Origin of the sequence: Ruminiclostridium papyrosolvens C7 (assembly GCF_000421965.1) — a bacterium.
Classification (GTDB): domain Bacteria; phylum Bacillota; class Clostridia; order Acetivibrionales; family DSM-1351; genus Ruminiclostridium; species Ruminiclostridium papyrosolvens_A.
On record NZ_ATAY01000015.1, the window covers coordinates 19196 to 44914 of the forward strand.

24 protein-coding genes are annotated in these 25719 nt (G+C 37.4%); 7 read left to right on the forward strand and 17 right to left on the reverse strand.

Annotated elements, in window-relative coordinates; genetic code table 11:
• Positions 1-39: 39 nt before the first annotated feature.
• The 4 genes from L323_RS24000 to L323_RS24010 all read right to left on the reverse strand — a co-directional run bounded on the left by L323_RS24000 (position 40) and on the right by L323_RS24010 (position 4275).
• Positions 40-2196, reverse strand: a complete 2157-nt coding sequence (locus L323_RS24000; protein ID WP_020814193.1) for a Tex family protein — start codon at positions 2194-2196, stop codon at positions 40-42.
• 163 nt (positions 2197-2359) lie between these two features.
• Positions 2360-2488: a hypothetical protein gene (locus L323_RS41880; protein WP_020814194.1), complete on the reverse strand. Its 129-nt coding sequence runs from the start codon at positions 2486-2488 to the stop codon at positions 2360-2362.
• A 120-nt stretch (positions 2489-2608) separates the two neighbouring features.
• Entirely contained in the window at positions 2609-3571 is a 963-nt protein-coding gene (uvsE, locus tag L323_RS24005) for a UV DNA damage repair endonuclease UvsE (protein WP_020814195.1), read from the reverse strand.
• Between the two features lie 17 nt (positions 3572-3588).
• Entirely contained in the window at positions 3589-4275 is a 687-nt protein-coding gene (locus tag L323_RS24010; protein WP_020814196.1) for a DUF2238 domain-containing protein, read from the reverse strand.
• Positions 4276-4430: 155 nt separating this feature from the next.
• Here L323_RS24010 and L323_RS24015 point away from each other — a divergent pair, with 155 nt between their 5' ends.
• From L323_RS24015 to L323_RS24030, 4 genes are all read left to right on the forward strand, one after another.
• Positions 4431-4844 carry a GtrA family protein gene (locus L323_RS24015; protein ID WP_020814197.1) on the forward strand — a complete coding sequence of 138 codons (414 nt, stop codon included), beginning with the start codon at positions 4431-4433 and terminating at the stop codon, positions 4842-4844.
• Positions 4845-4917: 73 nt separating this feature from the next.
• Positions 4918-5214 carry a hypothetical protein gene (locus L323_RS24020; protein WP_020814198.1) on the forward strand — a complete coding sequence of 99 codons (297 nt, stop codon included), beginning with the start codon at positions 4918-4920 and terminating at the stop codon, positions 5212-5214.
• A gap of 46 nt (positions 5215-5260) precedes the next feature.
• The gene (locus L323_RS24025) at positions 5261-7708 is read left to right on the forward strand and encodes a mannose-1-phosphate guanyltransferase (RefSeq protein ID WP_020814199.1); all 2448 of its coding nucleotides are present in this window, start codon (positions 5261-5263) and stop codon (positions 7706-7708) included.
• A gap of 1 nt (position 7709) precedes the next feature.
• Positions 7710-8621: an RluA family pseudouridine synthase gene (locus L323_RS24030; RefSeq protein ID WP_020814200.1), complete on the forward strand. Its 912-nt coding sequence runs from the start codon at positions 7710-7712 to the stop codon at positions 8619-8621.
• A 38-nt stretch (positions 8622-8659) separates the two neighbouring features.
• Here the strand turns inward: L323_RS24030 and L323_RS24035 are convergent, their stop codons facing one another.
• Entirely contained in the window at positions 8660-9448 is a 789-nt protein-coding gene (locus L323_RS24035) for a CAP domain-containing protein (RefSeq protein WP_020814201.1), read from the reverse strand.
• Positions 9449-9625: 177 nt separating this feature from the next.
• Positions 9626-11062 (reverse strand): proline--tRNA ligase, encoded by a 1437-nt coding sequence (proS, locus tag L323_RS24040; protein ID WP_020814202.1) that lies wholly within the window; start codon positions 11060-11062, stop codon positions 9626-9628.
• A gap of 214 nt (positions 11063-11276) precedes the next feature.
• On the opposite strand from proS, the gene ispF reads away from it, so the two are divergent.
• Positions 11277-11747, forward strand: coding sequence for a 2-C-methyl-D-erythritol 2,4-cyclodiphosphate synthase (gene ispF / locus L323_RS24045; RefSeq protein ID WP_020814203.1), 471 nt, complete (start codon positions 11277-11279; stop codon positions 11745-11747).
• 56 nt (positions 11748-11803) lie between these two features.
• On the opposite strand, the gene L323_RS24050 is transcribed toward ispF, so the two are convergent.
• From L323_RS24050 to L323_RS24065, 4 genes are read right to left on the reverse strand one after another with little or no spacing between them, the layout of a single operon-like run.
• On the reverse strand, positions 11804-13438 hold the full coding sequence (locus L323_RS24050; RefSeq protein ID WP_020814204.1) for an ABC transporter ATP-binding protein: 1635 nt from the start codon (positions 13436-13438) through the stop codon (positions 11804-11806).
• Between the two features lie 19 nt (positions 13439-13457).
• Positions 13458-14168, reverse strand: a complete 711-nt coding sequence (gene ispD, locus L323_RS24055) for a 2-C-methyl-D-erythritol 4-phosphate cytidylyltransferase (protein WP_020814205.1) — start codon at positions 14166-14168, stop codon at positions 13458-13460.
• Between the two features lie 29 nt (positions 14169-14197).
• Positions 14198-15238, reverse strand: coding sequence for a PIN/TRAM domain-containing protein (locus tag L323_RS24060; protein ID WP_020814206.1), 1041 nt, complete (start codon positions 15236-15238; stop codon positions 14198-14200).
• A gap of 24 nt (positions 15239-15262) precedes the next feature.
• Positions 15263-15742, reverse strand: coding sequence for a CarD family transcriptional regulator (locus L323_RS24065; protein WP_020814207.1), 480 nt, complete (start codon positions 15740-15742; stop codon positions 15263-15265).
• A 339-nt stretch (positions 15743-16081) separates the two neighbouring features.
• Here L323_RS24065 and L323_RS24070 point away from each other — a divergent pair, with 339 nt between their 5' ends.
• Positions 16082-16477, forward strand: coding sequence for a hypothetical protein (locus L323_RS24070; protein ID WP_020814208.1), 396 nt, complete (start codon positions 16082-16084; stop codon positions 16475-16477).
• A 54-nt stretch (positions 16478-16531) separates the two neighbouring features.
• On the opposite strand, the gene disA is transcribed toward L323_RS24070, so the two are convergent.
• The 3 genes from disA to L323_RS24085 form a co-directional block, all read right to left on the reverse strand.
• Complete coding sequence (gene disA / locus L323_RS24075; protein ID WP_020814209.1) at positions 16532-17617, reverse strand: DNA integrity scanning diadenylate cyclase DisA; 1086 nt, start codon at positions 17615-17617, stop codon at positions 16532-16534.
• 85 nt (positions 17618-17702) lie between these two features.
• Positions 17703-19088 (reverse strand): DNA repair protein RadA, encoded by a 1386-nt coding sequence (gene radA / locus L323_RS24080; RefSeq protein ID WP_020814210.1) that lies wholly within the window; start codon positions 19086-19088, stop codon positions 17703-17705.
• A 35-nt stretch (positions 19089-19123) separates the two neighbouring features.
• Positions 19124-21058, reverse strand: a complete 1935-nt coding sequence (locus L323_RS24085; RefSeq protein WP_020814211.1) for a glycoside hydrolase family 15 protein — start codon at positions 21056-21058, stop codon at positions 19124-19126.
• A 123-nt stretch (positions 21059-21181) separates the two neighbouring features.
• On the opposite strand from L323_RS24085, the gene L323_RS24090 reads away from it, so the two are divergent.
• On the forward strand, positions 21182-22444 hold the full coding sequence (locus L323_RS24090; protein WP_020814212.1) for a glycosyltransferase family 2 protein: 1263 nt from the start codon (positions 21182-21184) through the stop codon (positions 22442-22444).
• An 88-nt stretch (positions 22445-22532) separates the two neighbouring features.
• Here L323_RS24090 and L323_RS24095 read toward each other — a convergent pair whose 3' ends face one another.
• From L323_RS24095 to ccpM, 4 genes are all read right to left on the reverse strand, one after another.
• Positions 22533-22721 (reverse strand): CLI_3235 family bacteriocin precursor, encoded by a 189-nt coding sequence (locus tag L323_RS24095; RefSeq protein WP_020814213.1) that lies wholly within the window; start codon positions 22719-22721, stop codon positions 22533-22535.
• A 67-nt stretch (positions 22722-22788) separates the two neighbouring features.
• Positions 22789-23064: a hypothetical protein gene (locus tag L323_RS24100; protein WP_020814214.1), complete on the reverse strand. Its 276-nt coding sequence runs from the start codon at positions 23062-23064 to the stop codon at positions 22789-22791.
• Positions 23065-23076: 12 nt separating this feature from the next.
• Positions 23077-24159: a TIGR04066 family peptide maturation system protein gene (locus L323_RS24105; protein ID WP_020814215.1), complete on the reverse strand. Its 1083-nt coding sequence runs from the start codon at positions 24157-24159 to the stop codon at positions 23077-23079.
• Positions 24152-25558 (reverse strand): Cys-rich peptide radical SAM maturase CcpM, encoded by a 1407-nt coding sequence (gene ccpM, locus L323_RS24110; RefSeq protein WP_020814216.1) that lies wholly within the window; start codon positions 25556-25558, stop codon positions 24152-24154. The genes L323_RS24105 and ccpM overlap by 8 nt, the downstream gene beginning before the upstream one ends.
• Positions 25559-25719 lie beyond the last annotated feature (161 nt).

Consider the following 25719-nt stretch of genomic DNA (forward strand, 5'->3'; position numbering starts at 1 on the left):
TATTTTTATAATACCACAATAACCCATAAATAAATAGTTTTAGTTTATCTCTTTCATGGTCAGTGATATCCTCTTTCTTTCAACGTCTACCTCAAGCACCTTGACTTTTACTATGTCCCCCACAGCTACTACATCCATGGGGTTCTTTACAAATTTATCAGCCAGTTGGGATATATGGACAAGTCCGTCCTGATGAACTCCTATATCCACAAAAGCTCCGAAATCAGCCACGTTTCTTACAGTCCCCGTTAGTATCATTCCTGCTTTTAAATCCTCCATGTTAAGTACATCAGAGTGAAGCATTGGCTTTGGAAGCTCGTCTCTGGGGTCTCTTCCTGGCTTTAGCAATTCATTTACAATATCCTTTAAGGTTGGTATCCCTATGCCCAACTTTTCTGCAACCTGTGACATTCCGGTCTGCACAACCTTAGTGTCAAGTCCAGCCAGTTTTTTGTCTTTTACATCCTCCAGAGAGTAACCCATGTTTTCCAAAAGGTGCTTTGCTGCCTTATAAGATTCCGGATGAACAGATGTATTATCAAGAATATTTCCACCGTCAGTTATTTTCAAAAAACCAGCGCACTGTTCAAAGGTTTTATTTCCCAGCTTCTTTACCTTCTTTAGCTCATTTCTTGCCTTGAATTTACCGTTTTCCTCTCTGTACTCAACAACATTCTTTGCAATTGCAGTACTTATTCCTGAAACATATGAAAGTAAAGGTGCAGAGGCTGTATTCAAATCAACACCTACATTGTTTACGCAGTCCTCTACCACTCCGCCAAGAGATTCATCAAGCCTTTTTTGATTCATATCATGCTGGTACTGTCCTACTCCGATGGCTTTGGGGTCGATCTTTACCAGCTCGGCCAAAGGATCCTGAAGCCTTCTTGCTATTGAAACGGCACTTCGGAGGGCAACATCAAAATCAGGAAACTCCTCAGCCCCAAGCTTTGAAGCAGAATATACCGATGCGCCTGCCTCGCTAACCACCATGTAGTAAACCTTTCTTTCTATTTCCTTCAGCAGTTCAGCTACAAATATCTCCGATTCCTTGGAGGCTGTACCATTCCCTATTGAAATAATGTCAACCTTGTACTTTTCAATAAGTTGTTTTACTTTCTTCTTTGCCTCATCGATTTTATTCTGAGGAGGTGTCGGATATATAACGGTAGTTTCCAGTACTTTACCGGTTTCATCCACTACTGCCAGCTTACAACCTGTCCGGTATGCCGGGTCAAGCCCAAGTACCACCCTGTCCTTGACAGGAGGCTGCAACAGCAGGTTTCTCAGGTTTTCAGAAAATACTTTGATAGCCTGCTCCTCAGACAACTCTGTAAGCTGATTGCGTATATCTCGCTCCAAAGACGGAAAAATCAATCTTTTGAAAGAATCCTCCACTGCCGATTCTACATATTTAGCCATTTCAGAGTTTGTTTTTTTAATAGTGTCTGCTTTCAAAAAATTCAGACACCAATCCTCGTTGACATCAATTCTTACATTGAGGAAATCTTCCTTTTCCCCTCTGTTCAAGGCAAGTACGCGGTGTCTAGCTATCTTAGAAACAGGTTCCTTGAAATCATAGTACATTCTGTATACTGAGTCTTCATCTTTTTTACCCGAAGACACTACAAGACCATTTTTAAATATTATTTCTCTTAAAGCTTTTCTGAATTCAGCATTATCAGAAATTTCTTCGGCTATTATATCCAACGCCCCTGCAATAGCCTCATCGGCACTGTTTACTCCCTTTTCCGGGTCAATATACTTTGCAGCAATATCATTTAAAGGAGTTTTGGTTGGAAGCTGTGAATATATAATAGTAGCAAGTGGTTCAAGACCTTTTTCCCTAGCCACAGATGCCCTTGTTTTCCTTTTTACCTTGTAAGGCCTGTAAATATCCTCTATTTCCTGCAATGTAACCGCTTTATCCAAGGATTTTACTATTTCTTCGGTAAGCTTACCCTGCTCATCTATAAGCCTTCTTACATCCTCCCTACGCTCATCCAGATTTCTTAAATACACTAAGCGTTCGTATAGTTCTCTTAAAACCTGATCATTAAGTTCTCCGGTAACTTCCTTTCTATAACGTGCTATAAATGGAATCGTATTTCCATCATCTATGAGCTTAACGGTGTTTTGTACCTGAAAAGGCTTCAAGTTGAATTCCCTGGTTAACTGTCCGACTACATCTGTCATATATCCTGCCTCCGCTGTTATACTAAATATAGGTAATTTTATCCTGTTTCAATAACAATTATAGATATTATATATTAATTTTTCCCGCAAGAAAAGGAACCGGTACTTAAACAAAATAAGAACCGACATATAAGCCGATTCTTATTTTTTGTGGTACCTTCGATTACTTGCTTTCTTTATTGCAGTCACATGATTGCTGTCTTACTTCTCTATTATCCTTGTTTTCTCCAAGCTGGTCGTTTTCAAATGTAAGTTTTTCATTGTCACTGCTTTTTGGTTTACCTTTATCCATATACAGCACCCCTTTTTAAGTTATTTCACCTTTAGTATTAATGACTGCTTTGCAAGCCATCAGCATTATTTTATACAAACCATATAAAAATTATAAACCAACTTTTTGCAGGATTGTTTGCTATATCCGAAAAGTTGCTTTGTCCAATCTGTTAATTTCCGGAATCTCCAAAAGCTCTGCAGAAAGCCTTTGCAATGCCCTATCCTTCATTTTTGCTTCCAGCATTATATCAATATCCCTGTCTGCCTTTTTCGCTGTATGAAGAAAATCCATAAATTCAGATAAGTCAACATAATCAGCATGACTTCTAAACTCTTTTTCACTTTTGGGACTGGAATAATGGACTTTGGGCGGGTCCAGTTCCGAATTCCATGTATTGAATATTCTGTCAAGCAAGTCTCCCAATTCCTCCCCATAGTTAACACATCTGTGATGATGAACATCCAATACCATGGGAATTTTCAAATCTTCACAAATTTCTAGGGCATCGGCTGCTGTAAAGCATTTATCGTCATTTTCAAGAATTATTCTTTTTGAAATCCTGTCAGGTAGCTTCAAAAAGTTTTCCTTAAATCTGTCAATGGATTTTTCTTTGTCCCCGTACAGTCCCCCTACATGTAAAACCAGTTTGTATCTAAAATCATCTAATCCCATAGCCTCGAAAAGCTTTACATGGTAGTCCAGATCTCGAATCGAGGATTCCAGAATTTCAGGCTTAATTGGGTTGAGTATTGTAAAATGGTCAGGATGTGCACTTATCCTGAAATTATTGGTTCGTATATATTCACCCAGACGTTCAAATTCGTCATGAAAGTCTGATACATAATCCCAATCCTTCAATTCACCGTGAGTAGCTAAGGGAATTAGTTTTGAAGTCAAACGGTACACTTTTATATTTAATGCAAGACTGTTTTTGAGAATCCTCAAGGTATTGTTAATATTGCATTTTGCAACCCTATCCAATCTTGCACGTTTTCCCGCTTCATCCTTGATCTTATTGTATACGGCATATGTTACCGTTCTTGATGGTGAACAGTCTTCAAGGTCCAGTGTCATAGCTACAAATCCCAGTCTGAATATCATTTGTTTCTCCATTTAAACTAATTTTTTCGGCATTTTACCATATATATTTTATGATTCTTATTAATCCTTAATATTATGCAGGTGCACATTGAAATAAATGCTCCAAGTATGGCCAATGCCATATCTTTCTGACAGTCCCATAAATCTCCTTGAAAGCCCATAAAAATTTCAATACGTCCCTCACTTAAAAACATTGCTGAAAACAGCTCAAAAATCTCATAGAGTGCTGCAGCCGCCAGAATAATTATCACAGAAAGCATACACGCACCAATATATCTGATTCGCAGCCTGTAATATATACTTTCCAAAACCGGTATTGAAATAAGCAGACCGAAAACAAAATTAACCACTCTGTCAAAATGATTTCTATGCATACCCAGAAATCTGCTAATCCAAGCTCCTATAGGACAGGCAGCATAGGTAAAATGAGCCCCTACTGCATGCAAAACTAATACCGTCAGAATACAGAAATAAGCAGTATTTGTAAGCCTGTTTTTTGTATATAAAAATCCAAGCATTACTATTACGAAAAGGGGAATAATACTTTCATACCACCATTCAAAAGTATTAACAGGTTTTATTGATAAAATGATAAAAACTATAAAATAGGTAGTCATCATAGCATGCAGAAAATGATTCCTTTTGAAAGGAATCTGGTTTTTCCTTGTGTCAAGAAGTGAAAATTTTTTCATGAATTTAGACATATTCTATCTCCAATCAAATTATATTAGTGCAGTTTTCACCATCCTGGCTTTTCAGGCAATTTTTATGGTAAAATTATTAGACAACTAAGGATTTTGCATAGTATTATATATACTTATATAATACGCAAATATGTTTAAAAAGGGTGATGAATATAATGAACTCTTTCGGTATCCTGAAGGATAAATTCGGCAATGTTATAGGGCAGATGATAAAATATGGCCTTGTGGGCGTAATTAATACACTTATCACCATGATAGTACTTTTTGTTCTTCAGAATGCTTTTGGTGTTTCCTACAAGCTTGCAAACGGTGCAGGCTATGTTTGCGGGTTTATTAATAGTTTTATTTTAAATAAATCCTGGACATTCAAAGGTAATCAGAAGTCCACATTAAGCCAGTTCATAAGGTTTGCATTGGTGTTTGCAGGGTGCTATGCCGTACAGCTGGGATTTGTTATTCTGCTTGTGGAAACAATTCATATTGAAAAAAATATTTCTCAGCTTATAGGAATGGTTTTTTATACCCTTGTAAGCTTTTTGCTGAATAAGATGTTTACGTTTAAGGATTAACAGAAAAAACCGGCTTAATTCCTTGCAATGTTACAAATACTATTTGTAACTAAATCAAGGAGGCTGGCTGATTATGCAGGAAGAACTTGTTTTTCTATATACCAATTTATCAGATGCAAAAAACGTACTGGGCAGTTTGAAGGATAACGGAATACGAAAGGCATACCTGACCACTACTGAATTTGGTCTTCATATCGGTATAAGCCAGAAACAGTTAATTAAAAAATTTCCCGGAGCTCTTCCGTCAACTGTTGTAAAAGTGGTAGTTGAAGTTGAGCCTCATAATAAACAAAATGCGGTTTCTGTGCTTGAGGAGAGTTTTGGGGTTGAAGACATTAAAATATTAAAGGATTATTACAATAAAAGATGAATATTATATAATAGGAAAACTTAACCAGTAGCATCAAATACCAGAAATGCGGGGTGATAGTGTGAAAGCTATTATTATGGCAGGCGGCGAAGGTTCTAGGCTCCGACCCCTTACTTGTGATTTACCAAAACCGATGGTTCCTATAATGAACAAACCTGTATTGGAACATACTATTGGTTTATTAAAAAGTTATGGTATTACAGACATTGGTATAACTTTATTGTACCATCCTCAAATAATCAAAGACTACTTTGGCAGCGGACATTCTCACGGAGTAAATATATATTACTTTCTTGAAGAATCTCCTTTAGGCACTGCAGGCGGGATAAAAAATGCCAGAGACTTTTTAGATGAGACCTTTATTGTAATAAGCGGTGATTCTCTTACTGATTTGGATATTGATAAGGCTCTGAAATATCACCAATCCAAAAAGTCCATTGCCACACTTATACTTGCAAAGGTTGATGTCCCTCTGGAATATGGAGTCGTTTTAACGGATGAGGACGGCTCTGTAAAGGGATTTGTTGAAAAGCCCAGCTGGGGTGAGATTTTCAGCGACATGGTTAACACCGGTATATATATACTGGAACCGGAAATTCTGAGCTATATTGATTCGGGTAAAAATACGGATTTCAGTCGGGATGTATTTCCTGCTCTCCTCTCTTCATCCAAGAAAATCTTTGGCTATGTCACTAATGACTACTGGTGCGACATAGGTGATACACATTCTTATATAAACTCCCATTGCGATATTCTCAATGGAAAACTAAAAATAAATATTGGCGACCAATTTAATGAGGATGTGTGGGTTGGCCCCGGTACGGTTATTGATAAAAATGCCCGGATTATAGCTCCGTGTGTTATAGGTTCCAACTGCAAAATAGGCAGTGGTTCAGTTATCGGAAGCTATACCGTTATGGGCAATAATACAATTGTCAAAAATGATGTATCCGTAGTAAGAAGTATTTTATGGGACAACTGCTATGTTGAGAATGGAAGCGAACTCAGAGGTGCAATACTGTGTAATCATGTTAATCTTAAAAATTACGTCTCAGTATTCGAAAATTCTGTTATAGGTGAAGGTTGTAAAATAAATGAAAGGTCTATAATAAAGCCCAATATACGGTTGTGGCCGGAAAAAGTTGTAGAGCCTCTTGCCATAGTTGATAGAAACATGATTTGGGGGGCAAAGCATAATAGTAAGATTTTCGGAGAAAACGGTATATCAGGTATTATAAATGTAGATATTTCCCCTGAATACGCTACCAGACTTGGGGCTGCCTATGGCTCTCACCTTAAAACAGGTTCTAAAGTTGTAGTCAGTTCAACTAATTCAAACTCTGCCCGGATGTTCAAGCATGCTTTTATTTCCGGAATACTCTCTGTAGGTATTGAAGTATTTAATATGAGCAGCCTTCTGACTCCTATATCCCGGTACGCCATAGGCTTTCTAAAAGCAGAAGGGGGAATCCATATAAAAACTGATATGGATAATCCCAATTTAATAAGAGTGGATTTTATGGATTCAAGAGGAACTTCAATAAGCAAGTTCTCTGAACGAAAAATAGAAAATTCCTTCCTCCGTGAAGATTTTAAAAGATGCTCATCCCAACAGATTAGAAGATTAAATAACATTACTGATTTCAGCAGCTATTATGTTAAAAACCTCCTGCAGAACACCAATGTAAATGCTATAAAGCAGCTTAGCCCCAGAATATGTATATTTTCCAGATCTGATTTTGTTTCATCCATTGTGGGCCCTATGCTTACAAACATGGGCTGCCAGACTATATGCCATGAAAGCTACTCTGATATATCCTCGGTAACTTCAGTATTAGTTGAAACTAATTGCGAATTTGGTGCTATAATTGACAGTAACGGTGAAAATCTTACTCTGATAAGCCGAGAAGGGATTGTTGTAAAAGATGATTTATTTGAGGCTTTTATTTCCCTTATTATTTTTAAAAGATCACCGGGAACCACCTTTTATGTACCTATTACAAGTTCTGATGTAATAGAAAGGCTTGCTTCAAGATACCGTTGCGTTGTAAAAAGAACCAAAAATTGCCTACAGGCGGTTATGGATGAGATTTTAAGTGAAAGAAGCAGCTCAGCCGGTTCTGACCAGCTTGTACTTAATTTTGATGCTATAGCAGGACTTGTTAAAATAATTGAATACATGTGTGCATCGGGAATAACCCTAAACCAACTGCTTCTGGAAATCCCCAAAATCTACATAGACAAAAAAAGCATTTACTGTCCCTGGGAGTTAAAAGGTATGGTAATGCGAAGAATAATAAATGACAATAAAGACAAAAAAGCTGAACTTCTCGATGGGATTAAGCTATACCTTGAAGACGGCTGGGTACTTATAATACCTGATGCCGATACTCCAGCCTTTAAAATAATTTCTGAAGGAAGTTCCGCGGTTGCAGCCAAAGAACATTGTGTCAGATTTCACAATATTGTAGAAAGGATTATTACAAACAGTTAATATGAGATCAATTACAGCAGAAGAAAACCATGAAGGTAAAAAGATTGACAGGGTAATACGTGATTTTTTCCCCAATCTAGCTTCGGGTATGTTATACAAGGCACTTCGCAAAAAGGATATAAAAGTAAATGGAATGCGCATAAAAGAGGACTATATCGTCAGTTTCGGAGACAAGATAGATGTATATATTATTGACGATTATCTGTTTGGCCGTGACGACGAAGGTTTTTCAGTGGTTTATGACGATGACAACCTTTTAATTGTAAACAAAGAAGCAGGAATTCCTGTTCATCCCGATAAAAACCAAAAACAAGCAACTTTGATTGATAAACTTCAAAGCATATACGGGTCAAATCTGGCCTTATGCCACAGACTTGACAGAAATACAAGCGGACTTGTGATTATTGCAAAAAATAATGCCACTCTTGAAGTTATGCTGGATAAAATAAAGGACAGAGAAATACAGAAGTACTACAGCTGCATTGTATCAGGTAAAATGGAAAAAAAGAAAGCAGAACTGGTTGATTATCTGGACAAAAACGAAAAGCTCAGCAGGGTATTTATAACCTCTGAGAAAACCAGAAATTCCGTTCAGATAATAACCAGATACCGTGTAATGGAGTCTTTGAATTCCCTTAGTTTGCTTGAGGTAGAGCTGGTTACAGGCAGAACCCATCAAATAAGAGCTCATCTTGCCTATTATGGCCATCCGATAATAGGAGACGGCAAATATGGCAAAAACACCGAAAACAAGCAGTATAATGCCAAATACCAGCTTCTTTGTGCCACCAGGCTTACTTTTGATTTTCAAAGCTCTGCGAGACATTTAAATTATCTGAATAAGAAAACCATTTCCATCGACCCGCCATTTAGTCTGAAACAGGTAGCCGATAATCAGAGTAAAAAACTGTGAAAAAAAAACTTCAATCAATTGATTGAAGTTTTTTTGTTTTACTTCTTCATAAACATTTCTACAAACAGCTTACCGTATGTGGGACTCTCTACAACGCCAATTCCTGTGTGGGTAAATTCTTTGTTGTATAGATTGTTTCCGCTTTCTTTAAGCCATGCTGTCAAAGCCTTTTCCATTGATTGATTTCCTGCAAGGTTCTCACCTGCAACACTGAACTTTACACCGTACTTTTTCATCATATCAAATGGAGTTCCGTAATATGAAGATGTATGGCTGAAGTAATTATTATTTTTCATATCACTTGCCTTCATTCTGGCTAACTTCACAAGTTCTTCATCAAAAACCAGAGGATTCAGCCCTTGTTCTTTTCTTGCATTATTAACCATATCGAGCATAGCCTTTTCATCAGGTGAAACATCTATAACCTTAGCTGCGACAGTCTGCTGTGCAGTGGTGTTAACGGTGTTTTTAACTGTACTGACCTGCTTTGTTTTTACTGCAGCTTTCTTCGGCTGGATAACTTTGAAATACCGGGATGATACTGCCCCAATATTTCCGTTGGCACTGTCATAGACTGCATACCAGTCTCCCAGCTTTCCCATGACAGTTAACTTCTGTCCCTTTTTCAGTTTGCACAGACTGTCAAACTTGGTATTCGGGCCTGTACGTAAATGTACATCCTGTGCCGTAACCGTTCCGGCTGTTGAAGCCACCTGTTGATAAGATTGTGATGCATCTACCCTGTACTGTAATGTACTAACAGGTAAAAATGTAAATACGGAAACCATAATACTCAATACTATCGCTGCTTTTTTCCTTGTTTTCACTGCAACCCCTCCTGCTTTTAACTAACTATATTTGGATAAATAGCCTTATGTTGATAGTATTGACATGTTTTCCATAATTATTTACAATATTGAGAAATATTAATGAAAAAGAACAAAAAAATAGGCAGACATCATAATATATGATGCCCAGCCTGTTTTGTATTTTAGTATTGTTAATTAATATGCCTTACCCCAGTATACCATTGATTTCGCAGGTTTTCCGCAGCACATACATTTGTCTGAAAGCTGCTCCTGTTCAAAAGGCATACACCTTGCCGTTGCACCTGTCTTTTCCTTAACCAGATCTTCACACTCACGGTCGCCGCACCACATACCTTTTACAAAGCCGGGTGTAGTATTTATGATTTGCTCAAACTCATCAATAGTTGTCGCAGTATAAGTCTTCTTATCCCTTAGCTCTCTGGCTTTTTCAAGAAGTGACTTCTGTATGTCTGCAAGAGTGTTTTCAACTGTTTCTTCCAGATTGTCCAAAGAAACAAATATCTTTTCTCTGTTATCTCTTCTTACCAATACAGCCTGATTCTTTTCGATATCTTTAGGCCCTATTTCAAGACGCATAGGAACACCCTTCATCTCGTATTCACTGAACTTCCATCCGGGCATTTTGTCGCTGTCGTCCATTTTTACTCTGAACTTAGCGGAAAGCTTGTCTTTTAATTGATTTGCTTTCTCCAAAACACCTTCCTTATGCTGAGAAACAGGTATTATAATCAACTGTGTAGGCGCTACTGCAGGAGGAAGCACCAAACCGCTGTCATCTCCGTGTACCATTATGATTGCACCTATTAGACGAGTAGTTACGCCCCATGAGGTCTGATGTACATATTGGAGTTGATTGTTCTTATCTGTATATTGAATATCAAAAGCCTTCGCAAACCCATCACCGAAATTGTGGGATGTACCCGACTGTAAAGCCTTACCATCATGCATGAGGCTTTCAATTGTATAGGTAGCATGGGCTCCTGCAAATTTTTCCTTTTCGGTTTTTCTTCCTTTTATAACAGGGATTGCAAGTACATTTTCCAAAACATCAGCATACACGTTAAGCATTTTTATGGTCTCTTCCTGAGCTTCCTCAGCTGTAGCATGTGCAGTATGTCCTTCCTGCCACAAAAATTCCAGTGTTCTCAAAAACGGCCTTGTAGTCTTTTCCCATCTTACTACAGAACACCATTGGTTGTAGAGCTTTGGCAGGTCTCTGTAGGATTGGATAGAGTTTGAATAATGCTCGCAAAACAGGGTTTCAGATGTAGGTCTTACGCAAAGCCTTTCTGTCAGCTTTTCGTCTCCTCCGTGAGTTACCCATGCAACTTCAGGTGCAAATCCTTCAACATGTTCCTTTTCCTTCAACAGTAAGCTCTCAGGTATGAACATAGGCATATAAACATTTTCATGTCCTGTAGCCTTAAATCTTGTATCCAATGCCTTCTGAAGATTTTCCCATATTGCATACCCATAAGGCTTGATAACCATACAACCTCTAACACTTGAGTAATCTACAAGTTCAGCCTTCTTTATAACATCGGTATACCACTGAGCGAAATCATCATTCATAGAAGTTATTTCTTCTACCAGTTTTTTATCCTTAGCCATCGTTACCTCCAATACTGTATTTAAACACTTAATTTTATATTTGTTAATCAATAATCTGCCCGCCGACTTATTTAACAAGCCCGACAGATACGTCAAAAAAGTTCTAACTACTATTATATAATATATTTACCATGGTATGTCAATAGCACTTGCACGGGCCTCAAAGGTTATAATATAATGTGTTGTGTACATTTTTAAAGAATTGGAGAATACTATGAAAGTTGGAATAGGCCAGGACAGCCACAAATTTGATTTTCAAAACAATACTAAAAAGTTTATATTAGGCGGCGTGGTTTTTGATGATGTAACGCCATTAGATGGAAACAGCGATGCAGATGTAGTTCTCCATGCACTTACCAACGCAATATCCGGTGTAACTTGCGTTAACATACTTGGAAAAATAAGCGATGAAATGTGCCTTGAAAGAGGAATTACAGACAGCTCCGAATATTTGAGGGAGGCTCTCAAATATCTGGTTGATGTTAAGGTTGTACACGTCTCAATTTCAATAGAGTGTTCCTACCCTAAAATATCACCCAAGATTGCCGAAATGCGGAAGTCAATATCTGAACTTTTGGCTATTCCTGAAAACTGTGTAGGAATAACAGCTACAACAGGTGAAGGTCTGACCGCATTTGGTCAGGGTAAAGGCGTACAGGCTTTTTGTATAGTTACTGCAATATAAAAACTTACAAAAACAGCTTAAATGGTCAAATAAGACTCTTTAAGCTGTTCTTTTAGCTAAAATTCTATTATCTTGTTTATAAATTCCATATTATCTACTATATGGGAGACGACAATAAGAATTCCTTTAAATTCATTATTCTTTAAAATATTTAGTATGATATCCCGTGTTTCCACGTCCACATTTGAAATAGGCTCATCAAGTATTACAATGTCCTTGTTCAAAAGCATTGCCCGAATAAAAGCAATTACCTGTGCCTGTCCACCCGAAACTCCGGCCGTATTCTGGGATATTTCTGAATCCAAGCCGTTTGGAAGCCTGCTTATGTAAGATTCAAGATTCAGCTGTTTTATCAGCAGATCAACATCCTCTCGCTTCTTTTCGTTCTGACCGTATAGTATATTATCAAGAACAGTCCCTCTGAACAGGAAAATACTTTGGGACACAATACCGATTCTATCCCTAAGACTTATGTTATTTATAGTGGATAAATCCGTATCATTAAAAAGTATCTTCCCTTCCTCCGGCGTATACAATCCAACCAGCAGCTTTATGAGTGTTGATTTTCCCGAACCGTTTTCACCACGTAAAAGGACTTTTTGGCCTTTGTTTATTTCAAAGTTTAATGAATTAATAACGTTTTTGGAATTGCTGTTATATCTGAATGATACATTTTGTACCTTAATGGAATCAATTTTACTTTCTATATTCTCCGTTTTGCCGGCATTTTCGCCCTTCATATCCAACAACTCATACAATCTTTCAATACTCAGACATGCCGGCTTTATTGTGGTTCCCACTGTTGCTAACCCCTGACTTGCGCCAAAAACCCTTCCTATGTAAAGTGAAAAAGAAGTATATAAACCTACTGTAAACTGACCTCTTATAATAAGAATTGCTGCAATCAGCAGTATTAAAAGAGTTCCCATATTGTTGGCAATTGTAATATTCTCTATAAAAACTAATATTGATTTACTTTGCTTTATACTTTTCTTTACAAGGTCGTCCAGCTTGTTTTTAAACCTTTTCAGCTGGTTTTCTTTTCCGTTTAGTACCTTTATATCTTCAATCCCGTTGATTATTTCAAAACATTCTCCGTTTAAAACAGCATTTGATTCCATCATCTGGCGGGTTACTTTCATGAATCCACCGGCTGACGCCCTGGAGGAAAAGTAAAATACAGGTGATAGAATAACGGCTACCAAAGCTAATCTGAAATTCAGCGAAAACATAGCTATTGCCGCTGCCACCGCATCAACCAAACCAAGAACCAATCCTATATTTGACGGTGAAAATACAACACTGACATTGCCGCATTCCCCTATTCTGCTTTGTATGTATCCCTTTTCCGTATTTGATAAATAACTCATTGGCAAATCCAGAACTTTGCCTATTACGGAATATCTCATTTCATTGGTAACTTCATTACTTACTTTCGCAAACATATACTGGGCTACAAAAGAAATAACATACCTGAGCACATATAGCAATGCAATTAATCCGACATAATAATATAATTCTTTGTAGCTCTTAGACCCTGCCACTACATTATCAAGTATATACCCGATAAAGTAAGGTATGGGAACAGAAACAAGTGAACACAATATAGTACCTGTAATGCCTATACAAAAAAATAAACGGTACTTTCTGATAAATGGTATTATTTTAAGCAGACTCTTTAAGCTCCCCATAAATCACATTCCCTTCACGCTATTTACTTGAAGAAAGTAAAGACTCTCCCATTATTAAATCCTCGGGAGTAGTAATTTTTATATTCTGATAGCTGCCTTCCACAATTTTAACCGATATGCCCAATTTCTCAACCAAAACCATGTCATCCGTTCCGATATAGCCATTCTGTACGGCTTTATCATGGGCATTCTTTATAATATCATACATAAAGCCCTGAGGCGTTTGAATACTCCAAAGACTGCTTCTGTCCGGGGTTGACTGTACAAAACCGTTTTCATCTGAGATCTTCATAGTATCCTTTGACCGAACCCCGATTCCACAAGCGCCGTATTCTCTTGCGGCATTTATGCAATCCACGATGTTTTCATTTGTTACAAATGGTCTTGCACCATCATGAATCAATACAACTCCATTTTTATCCCTAATAGAACAAAGTCCCTTATAAACCGAGTTCTGACGTTCAGCACCTCCGCTTACAAGGGATATTACCTTTGTAAAATTAAATTCCTCAACTATTTCATGTTTACAAAAATTTATATCATCCTCATTAACAACAAGTATTATATTATCAACCTCAGAACACCTCTCAAATGCACTTATTGTTCTGGCAAGTACAGGTATACCGGCTATTTTTAAATACTGCTTATTAATACTGGAATTCATCCTTGTACCTTTTCCTGCTGCAGTTATAATAGCAGTTACTTTTTTAGATATATCATTTGAGTCCAAATCGAAATGCCTCCATATCTTGTGTAAAGTTAATCACTTATACTGGGTTTTGCAAAAACCATACGGCCTGCAGATGTCTGAAGTACACTTGTTACCATTACCGGGATTGTCTGATTAAGGTACTTTTTACCCCCGTCCACTACAATCATGGTTCCATCCTCCAAGAACCCTACACCTTGCCCGTTTTCCTTTCCGTCTTTCACAACCAGTATATTCATTTCCTCCCCGGGTAGAGCAACGGGCTTAACCGCATTGGCAAGGTCGTTTATATTGAGAACCTGTATTCCCTTTAAAGCCGCAACTTTTGTAAGGTTGTAATCTATTGTTACAAGCTTGCATTTAAGCTTCTGGGCTGTTTTAAGAAGTTTTTCATCAACTTCCTGTATATCAGGGAAATCTGTTTCGTCTATTCTTACTATATTATTACCTTCCTTTTGAAGCAGATTAAGGATATCTAATCCTCTTCTGCCCCTGGCTCTTCTTAGCCCGTCGGGAGAATCAGCTATATGCCTTAATTCTTCAAGGACATATGCCGGAATTATAATGTCACCTTCTAAAAACCCTGCATTGAATATATCAAAAATCCTCCCGTCAATAATTGTGCATGTGTCTACAAGTTTCTTATTACGAGCGGAAGACTGTTCTTTAAAAATATCTGCTATGCTTTCATTTTTCTTTCTTTGGGACAGGATAACTCCCATAAGTCCAAACAATATATTTATAATTACTGCAAAGGGCAGCCCTATTATCTGAATTTTTATTATTGGTATACTTACAAGATTTGCAACGATAAGTCCGAGTATAAGTCCTGCGGCCCCCAGAACCAGCTCTGACATTGTTACATTCTGTATACCTTTTTCAATCTTATCAATGAAACCGGTAAGCACTTCAATTATCTTAGCCGCCATAAAATAAAAAATGGCACAAAAAACAGATGAAAACAGTATCACTAATGGTACCTTTAAGTTTTCACCGATTTTTATATTCATTGATAAAATTGTATGTAAAATAGTAAACCCGGTAATAGCTCCTAGAATAGAAAAAGATATTTTAATAATCCTGTTTAGCACATTCATTCTCCTTCAAAGGCCTTTTCAGCCGTAAAGGTACTCTTGGATTTTAATCTCAACTTCATGCTGATTAATGCCTTTTACAAGAACCAATTCACTTATTAATATCTGTTTGGCACTGCTTAACATTTTTCTTTCACCTGTAGAAAGCCCTTTTTCCTTTTCTCTTTGCATAAGGCTTCTTACAACATCAGCTACCTCAAAAATGTCGCCGCTTTTAATTTTGACCATATTTTCGCGATAGCGTTTATTCCAATTGGATGGAATTTCATGCTGGCCGTCCTTCAAAAAATTAAAGACACTGTCAGCCTCAGAAACACTTATTACGCCTCTTATGCCTATATCAGTAATGTTGTTGGTAGGTATCATAACCTTTAAATCACCGATAGGTATTTTCATGACATAATAGCTGCATTTCTTCCCAAGTATTTCCTTCTCCTCTATGGATTCGATAACACCCGCACCATGCATGGGATATACAATTTTATCTCCTACGTTATACATAGCATTCCTCCATAAAAAATAACGCAAATCTATCCACTATTTGTATATCCAAAAGCTCTTATGAATCTAAACGAAAAATCTATATTCAGTCAAGCTGTTAATAAAAATAAAACAAAAAATACTAAAACGCACTAATACTATAGTTGAGTGCGTTTGGATTAATTTATATAAAATTGTCTCAATAATTTAAGTATACTACAAAGAATATTTAATGTCAAAAATCAAACAAATCTATTAACATTTAAAATTAATTCTGTTAAATATTGTTTTTTGGGGTTTGACAGTACTAATAGGTAAAAGTATAATAAAGTCAGACATCTAAATACTGAGGTGAATCACATGAAGGATATACTTGTAGATGATTTTCAATACACTGCACAGGAACTGCTTGTAAGAAATAGGAGTATTCTAGACTTAATTACGAAATATCAGGATTCGAATTCCAGAGTAAACAGAGCGGTTATTAAATCTGTTACTCAATGTGGCTGTTTGACCATCAATGCCCACAAACAGGATATTCCTGCTGATGCCAGCTTTGATGAAATGAAGAACTCTGTAAACGGGCATATTGAAGGTACTTTATGTGACAATTGCAGGGATGCGATAGAACGTGATATTGGAAGAAATCTGTTTTATCTGGCTTCCATCTGCAACTCATTGGATTTAAATCTTTATGATATTATTTTAAAGGAAAATGACAGAATACGGATGCTCGGCAAATATAATCTGAGATGATTAAAAGGGATTAACAAATATGTTAATCCCTTGATTTTATTTCCCTGATAACTGCTAATATATTGACCTTTTATCCATTATAGTCTGTTCCTTTATTCTCGAGAGGCCTTCAGTAATTGATTTTGCACGTACTTCACCGATGCCTTCCACTTTATCCAAATCTTCTATACTTGCCTTTATTACGCCCTGAAGATTGTGAAACTCACCAATTATATTTTTCATTATGGTAACAGGAAGTTTTGGCAGCCGGCTTAACATTCTGTATCCTCTTGGTGAAACGGCAGTATCCAGTGAAACTGCGGCTCCTGAGAATCCCAATAATTTTGCAACGCATGCAAGGTCTACAAGTTCATCATTTGACAAATTTCGAAGCTGTTTTATTATATCATTTGTATTTTGCCCGTCTTTCTTTATTTGATAATCCTCTATAACAAGCCATACATTGTTCTCTACGTTTTGAAGAAGTTCCTCCAGCTGCATACTGATAAGTCTTCCTTCATTGCCCAGTTCGCAAATGTACCTGTCAATCTCGTCAACTATTCTCATTACCATCTCTGTTCTTTGGATAACATATGCCACATCGTTAAGTGTAACTATATCTTCAAGTTCCAGTACATTTAAATTCTTTATTCCTGCATCAAGTACGCTTTTATACTTTTCCAGAGTCTGTAAAGCCTGATTTGCACGGGTTAGTATTGTGGAAGTATCCCTTAATATATATTTTCTGTTATCCTTGTAAAGGGTAATAACATTTCGTCTTTGGGAAATACATAAAACAATCTCACCAGTCTGTTTTGCAAATCTTTCCGCTGTTTTATGTCTGGTTCCTGTTTCAGTGGTTACTATACTAGCGTCAGGTATGAGGAGTGCATTTGCATACAGAATTACCTTTAAGTCCTTACTGACCACTATTGCTCCGTCCATTTTTGCAAGTTCATAAAGGTGTGATGAGGTATAAGGTTTATTTATGGTAAATCCGCCATCAACTATCTTTATTACCTCTGGAGAGTCCCCGATTACAATCAAGGCACCGGTTTTTGCCTTTAATATGTTTTCCAGGCCCTCTCGGAGTGAAGTTCCCGGTGCCATCATCCTTAAAACATCTAAAAAGCTGTCATTTTTTAATCTCTCCAACCTCATTTTAAACTGCTCCTCCATTTGACTCTATTCTTTATATTTACCCTAGACTATTTTACAATAAATTGATATATATAACAAATTTTTATTATTTAAAAACCATACCTATTACTTCTTGAATAGACTTTACTTCATGTACTTTTATATTCTTTATGTCAAGCGATCTTATAAGTGCACCTTTAGCTACATAAACATGTCTGAATCCTCTTCTGTCAAGTTCCCTGATTCTCAATTCAAGGGAAGGCACCTTTTTCAGTTCTCCCGTAAGTCCCACGTCGGCTATGAAAGCAGTGTCATTTGGTATCTCCTTATCAAAAACAGAAGATACAATGCTCATTATTATTGACAGGTTTACAGCAGGCTCTTTAAACTTCAAGCCCCCTGTGGTCTTTATAACAACATCCTTATCAAACAGAGATATTTTCCCCCTCTGTTCAAGTATGGATATCAGCGTATTGAGCTGTTCTCTTCTCACACACTCTCCGATTCTGGAAGGAAACGGCGTATATGTCTTTGATACAAGGCTTTCTATCTCTACTATAATCGGTCGTGAACCGTCTTTTACAACGGTAAGTGCACTTCCCGACACTTTTTCATTTTTATCCCTGGTGGTCATGAAATACTCTGACGGATTATCTATTGATTCCAGGCCGTTTTCAGTCATGGAAAAATAGCCCCGCTCCCATGTACTGCCAAACCTGTTTTTTGATACTGAAAGCCCTCTGAGCTCCTCTTCATTATCACCATCCAATATCAACACTGCATCCACTAAATGTTCAAGGGCCCTGAGTCCGGCTATTTCCTCGCTTTTATTCATCTGTCCCACCAGAAAAACCGCTCTGGGTCGTACAGGGTCTTTCGCCAGTTTCAGAAGTTCATTGGCGCACTCCATGGTCTGTGTAGGAGAACCTGCTCTGGAGCCGGGGAAGCCTTCCAGCACAAATGTCTGTATGCTGTCCACTATTAAGAGATCCGGGTCTACCTCTGATACAACACTTAGTACATTATCCATGCTATTGTCAGAATATACCCACACACTATCCTGAATCTTACTAAAAATCCTGTCGGCTCTGCTTTTTATCTGGCTTTCGCTTTCCTCACCGGATGCATAAAGTACCTTCAGCCCTTTTGAAGCAACATCCCCAGCAACCTGCAAAAGTAGTGTAGATTTTCCTGCACCGGGTTTAGCTGTGATGATAGTTATTGAGTCCTTGACTATTCCTCCGCCCATAACCCTGTTGAACTCACTGATTCCCGTTACAATACGGTCACTGTTACCAGCCTTAACGTGAGTCAGCTTTACTATGGGCTTTGTTACCCTTGTGGACCTGATGTTCTTTTGATTTTGTATTTCCCTTTCTTCAAAGGTATTCCAGCTATCGCACTCCGGACATCGCCCCACCCATTTCGAGGATTCGTATCCGCAATTGCTGCATTTGAAAACCGTCTTGTTTTTTATGTTAACCAACCCCATTTTTTACTTTTAATTTACGCCGTATATATTGAACATCACAGCGCACCCGCATTTATAAGCTCTGAATAAACGTGTACGTACATAGCGTGAGACCATGTAAGGGGAATTATCCATTCGGGTTTTCCCGTGTCCCTGTTAACCTGTTCCGGCAGCAGTCCCATATCTGTTTTTCCGTTTGCAGCCCAAATCAGGTATTCCTTTGCCTTTTCATAGTTTCCTGATTTCGCATGGTACAATGCTATCCAAAGGGTGGTAAGAATCCATGGATTCCCACCTATATATGTGTCGTTTTCATATCTTCTTATACCACCGACTCCTTGTACCGTGAGGACTTGTTCAATTAAAGAAACCGTATCTCCCAGCATAGGATCATCCAAATCAAAGATTCCGAATGGTATGCCCAGCCCAACAAGGCTTACATCTACTATCCAATCCTCTTTGGTTACATCCCTTACATAACCCTTTGGATTTACTTTAATTAACATGGTATCACCAGATGGTTCCTGTCCGAAGCCGTTTAGTTTTACCCTGATGCTTCTGATAAATCGTCTGTAATCTTCTTTCCAGAAGTATTTTACTATTGCTTCTTTAATATTGTCTGCTGTTTGAGCCCATAAAGTAAAATCTTTCGGTGTTTTTCCAAGAATACGTGCTATCTCCACAGCTGACCTGAGCCCTGCACATACCGAAGCGGAAGAGTATGCATGTTCGCCGTACCTTTCTTCCCACAAGTCAAAACTGGGGCATGGAAGACCTGTTTCACTGTCTATAAACCTTACAAGGAAATCTGCCGCTGCCTTAACACTATCCCATACGGATTTCAGAAAATCTGTGTCCTTTGTATAGTTGTAATGGTTCAACATTCCCCATATAATTGTCCCTGTCTCATCCACCTGAAGCCCCCAGCACGGGCCTAAATTACCATTCATATGATATCGTTGCTGCCAGCTGCCATCCTCATCCTGAACCCTTACAGCCCATTTATAGAAATGGGCTACACTTTCCCTTAGCCCGCCAATGTCCAATGCACCTGTTATAAACGCCGCATCCCTTCCCCAACAGTAAGCATATTTGCCGCATTTCGTAAAGTATTCATCGGCTTCGGGAGCAGCCATTAACCCTCCGCTGTTTTTGTTGTACATTAACTTGAATACAAGAAGTGACCTTTTGTACAATTCATCCAAAAGTGTGTTACCTGACTTTAGTTGTGTTGTTTTCTCCAGATAGTCCTTCCAGTACTGTCCTGTCTCCCTGAGAGCTGTGAGCCCTCCTACTGATTTTACTTTTCTTACAAGAGCTTTACAGGATTTCAGGCTATCTGCTGCACATACATATACATTAACGGTCTTTACGGTGTGCGGCTGGAAAACTCCCAAATCCCATGAGATGGCGGCATCCTTCATCATACCTATATCGTCCTTGCCATAAAGGTATGTATTAATTGCGGCATCATTGGCATTATTCCCGATTTGAAACTGGTATACCGGAATATCTGAAGTAATGGCAATATAGCTATCCGGCTTATAGTGAACCATTGCTTCATTCATGAAATCAAACAAGCTGCATGCCACCTCGGAATCACAGCTGGTAGCGGCTGAAAAACTCATAAGTCCTAATTCCCTGCTATCATTATGAAGATTCTCAATTTCAAGCCTTCGTACCAAAACATCCATTTCAGGATGTACAAAGTCATATAGTACTACCTTGTATCCGTCAAAAAAATTTGTAACCGTGTTTTTAATTATATTGGAATCAGGAAGGTATTCCTGATGATTATCACATCGGATGTCATTAAGCCATACAGTGCTTCCGATTTTGTTTTTGTCAAATAGCCCCAGAAACATTTTATCAAAATGCTGTGCGTAATCAATATCAGGCCAAAAAAGTCTTAAAAGTTCTGCTTTTTCGTTAAAACATGCCAGCATCGAAGAATTCCCTGAGATTGCGTTGTTATAATATGATTTTTGCATAAAAACCTCCGCATTTTACTACCTCATTATAGCATATTGAATTTACAGAGTATCAAATTATATAAATAATTTAATCCGTTTATGCACAAACTATTTCGGATAAATACTATTTTGGAGGAAAAAATGCAAACTTTATTTATTAATTTAATATTTTATATAAGCGAGCTTATACAGATATTGGTATTCATAGCAGGCTGCTATTTTTTCGGAATATCTGTTTTCGGCTGGATTAAGAGGAAGGAAAAACTTTCACGAACTATTGTTCCTGCAAAAAAGTTTGCTCTTGTAGTAGCCGCCCATAATGAGGAGCTTGTAATCGGCCATATTGTAGACAGCCTTTTTAAACTAAACTACCCCAGAAATTTATATGATGTTTTTGTAATAGCTGATAACTGCACAGATAATACTGCTGCAATTGCCCGAAAGTTCGGAGCTAAGGTACATATCCGTGAGGATGCCTCTAAAAGGGGTAAAGGACATGCACTTGAATGGATGTTTAACAGGATTTTCCACATGGACACAAATTATGATGCCGTTGCTGTTTTTGATGCTGACAATCTGGTCTCGCCAAACTTTCTGCTGGAAATGAACAAGCAGATGTGTAAAGGCTTCAAAGTAGTTCAGGGTTACATTGACAGTAAAAACCCGTATGACAGTTGGATAACCTGCTCTTATTCCATTGCCTTCTGGCTTTCAAACAGGATATTTCAGTTGCCGAGATATTATCTCAACCTAAGCTGTGGGCTGTGCGGAACCGGATTTTGTATTGATACTTCCATACTTAAATCTTTAAAATGGGGGGCTACATGTCTGACCGAGGATCTGGAATATACCATGAAACTGGCCTTAAACGGAGTGAAAATTGGATGGGCCCACGAAGCCGTGGTTTATGATGAAAAACCCATTACCCTTAAACAGTCATGGCACCAGCGAAAAAGATGGATGCAGGGTCATGCTGAATGTGCACAAAAATACCTGGGAGCTTTATTTAAGAAAGCTTTTTTCAAAGGTGACCTTACATCTCTTGATTGTGCCTTATATTTGTTTCAACCAATAAGATTTATTTTTGTGGGATTAATGACTGTTATGATGTGGGTTCAAACAGTTTATCCCCAATTCCCACTTTATAGCGTTCAATATGTATTTCCCGTTCAAGTGTGGTATTTAATGGGGCTTTTAGAAGTACTCTACGGGCCGCTGGTTATTCTGGCAGAGAAAAAGTTCAGCTTGAAGGTGATACTTGGGTTTGTTATCTACCCGTACTATTGCCTGACCTGGATTCCCATTACAATACAAGGCTTTCTGGAGAAAAACAACAAGGAATGGAACCACACTGTCCATACACGACAGATTAGTATAAACGAATTGGAAAACAGCAACGGGTAACTCTCAGGTCTCGTTCTCTATTCCATCATATTACAAAAGGAGTACCGGATGGCACTCCTTTTCTCGGTTTGTAAGTATGAGTTTTGACTTATCCTGCGTATCCTTTTACATCACTGTATAAGCCACTGATGAGACTGCTGCTGATTGCTCCTTCAGCGCCTGGAGCAGTTTTACAATGGGATACACAGAAACTATAGCAATTACAATTACTGGAACATAGATCAAACGCTGAAATTGTGTTTGAAGCTACGTCGCTTCTTTTTGATAATTTTTTCATAAAAATACCTCCTTAAAAGTTTTTTATGTAATCATTTAATTAATTAAATGATGTACCCCTTCCCACATTAAACTGCCTGAAGCTCATCCGAAGAATTACTGCATATATTTATTATGGCCTCTGCCAGAATAGATAGTCTCCAAACGGTATAATCATTTTCAGTAAATATATTTGAAATCTCTTTTCCGAATATTTTTTCAAGTTCATCAACAATATAGATGGCATACACAATCGGATAATTATGATGGCATCCAATAATATTGTCATTTTCATCCTCTATTTTGATTCCGGTTATCCTGAATACAGTTTCTTTTATCTCCTTCATTACTTCACTCTTATTCATAGTCTCCCCCTCTTAAACAAGCGCTACATTACCTTCCAATTCTTCTACCAAGGAATCCAGCAGGTTATCCTTGACATCAGTATCCAAAACATGACAGAATTTAAGTGTTTCATCGTTTATAACCGGTATATTATTTACACAGTTCTCTCTGTCCAGAATAAAGTATTCTATATCATGGTCATAAGAAATCCTGAATTGTCTGTCAGACATATAGTAATAATCTGTAAAACATCCCAGCCTTCCTTTGCAGAAGTTGCGACATTCATACAGGTTCTCCACTTTTATTTCATCATTATGATACGAGCATAGAACATTTATATCTATATTCAGCGCAGAAGATACAATCAGAGGAATTTCTCCAAAATAATTCGTGACATACCTGTTAACAGGAAGTAGGCCTCCCGCAACCTCTATAATAACCACATCATAATCGTCCTTTAATACTTCTCTGTTTATATAGTAGTTAAACATGTATATTTTTTTATCAATTGATATGTCTTTTGACATTAGAAAGGACGGAAGCTTTTTGAAGCCGAATAAATCACAGTAATCTTTTGTACCAAACTGTAACACCTTGTATCCTTTATCCTGAAATTTCCTTCTCAGGTCAAGCTGTGCCTCAAATTTATTGCAGTTCTCTCCAATTGACATGACAGTTAAAACAGGAATATCCGGCTGTGTCATTCTCTTGTCATATGTAAAATAATTCACCCCAGACTCCTGAATATTGTCCAGTATTCTGATATTCTTATTGCCTGAAAACTCTTTGAGGCAAAAGTCGTATATCTTCTTATTGGTGATAACAATTTTATTTTTTGAAATAGCATTGTTAATCCTCTTAATGTATGTGTCTTTCAATTCATCAAAACTTATATCTAACAAAAGTACTACATCGCATTTATCAATTTCCATGTTATAATCATCAGTTATTATCAAACCGGGCTTAACTTCGTCAAACTCTCCTGCATCTGTGCTGTTTTCATATGCTCCTTCAAGACATACCAGACTTGTAAGCTCGTAGCCCCGAAGCATATTACGATATTTTGCTATGCAGTTATCATCTCTACTGAATGGGTACACCAGAAGCTTATACATACATTTCCTCCTTTTCGAACTTATATCCAAATTCTTTTAAAACACATATGTTTAGAAGTTTTTCTTGAGCTTCTATAAGAGATTTTGCACAATTCTTCCTTTTGGTAGCCGAGTCAAATTTTCCGTCCTTCTCAGCATATAATGCACACATAGAGCACCAGTTTATAGCCCAACAGTTTTTACAATCCTTTTCGGTTAATCTTCCTATGTTCATTACCTTTGACACCTTTTCCGAATCCGTACCTTCATCCATTTTGCCTATTTTTGTAGCTTTACTGGTTTCAACCGCTTTTTCGCAGGGGTATATCACGCCATCTGTATTAACAAACATTCTCATTGCACCCGCAATACAAGGTCCTGCGTGATGCCATGTTCTTTTAACTTCGTTAATATCCTCCATTGTAGTGTAATCAATATCAATACCTGATTTTATTTCAGACATGAACTTTGGTATTGCTTCTTTTTTCAATTTCTTTACCATGGTCATTAATAATAGAAAGTAGTCATATCTTCTTATATTAATAAATTCATCGCTAAAGGAGATATCCCCTTTATAGTTAATTTCCTCCATAAGACTAAGCCCGACTCCGGCATCGCATACAACATCTTCTGAGCTAAAATAATTTCTCACGGTACCATAATCGGATTTTGGATTTAATACAGTATTAAATCTGATATTCTTAATAAATTCCTTGTTATGTTTACTTATCTCTTTAATGTTATTAATGATAGTATCAAAGCTGCCTTCTCCATTTACAAACTTTCTGTTTACATCATGATCCTTCTTGGAGCCGTCTAGGCTTATGGTAACAGAGAATTGGTTATTTATTAGAAATTCAGCTATTTCACCTGAAAGAAGTGTGCCATTGGTGGTGATTCCATAGTTTGTAATTCTATCGGGATAAATTTCTTTAACGTATTCTACGCATTTTTTTATTAAGTCAAATCTAAGCAATGGTTCTCCGCCGTAAAAGCTTATTCTGACTTTTTCAATTTCATTTGAATGATCATATAGATAGTCAATTGACTTTTTCGCCAATCCCCATGTCATTGACTTGCCGGAGTGAACTCTGTTGGTATAATGGCCTGAATATGTACAATAATCACACCTGAGATTGCAGCTTTGTGTAACCTGTAATATGAGGAACTGTACTCTGTGGTCCAGATAATGCTTGATATATTTGGTTTCCGGATGAACTATTTTTTCAACAACATTATCTTTTAAATATCCGCACTTCTGGTATTTTTTAAGACAGACTGCCTCTTTTTCAGTAGTTTCTTTTTTACTTAATCTGTCAAGTTCCAGATATTCTTCCTTGCTTATATTTAGGATTTTGTTCTTATTCCTGTCATAAACGTAATATTGTAACGGAGTCTTTAAAAGCTTATATATAATCATAATGCAGACTTCCTTTCCGATATTTGAGTTTATTACAATTAGCTTCTTTTATGTAAATAATTGTATATCCAGGGGGTTTAAGCCGTCAAATATACCGGAAATAATCAATGCATTATAAAACCCCTCGTTTGGCTATTGTCGCCAAAGAGGGGTTTTAAATT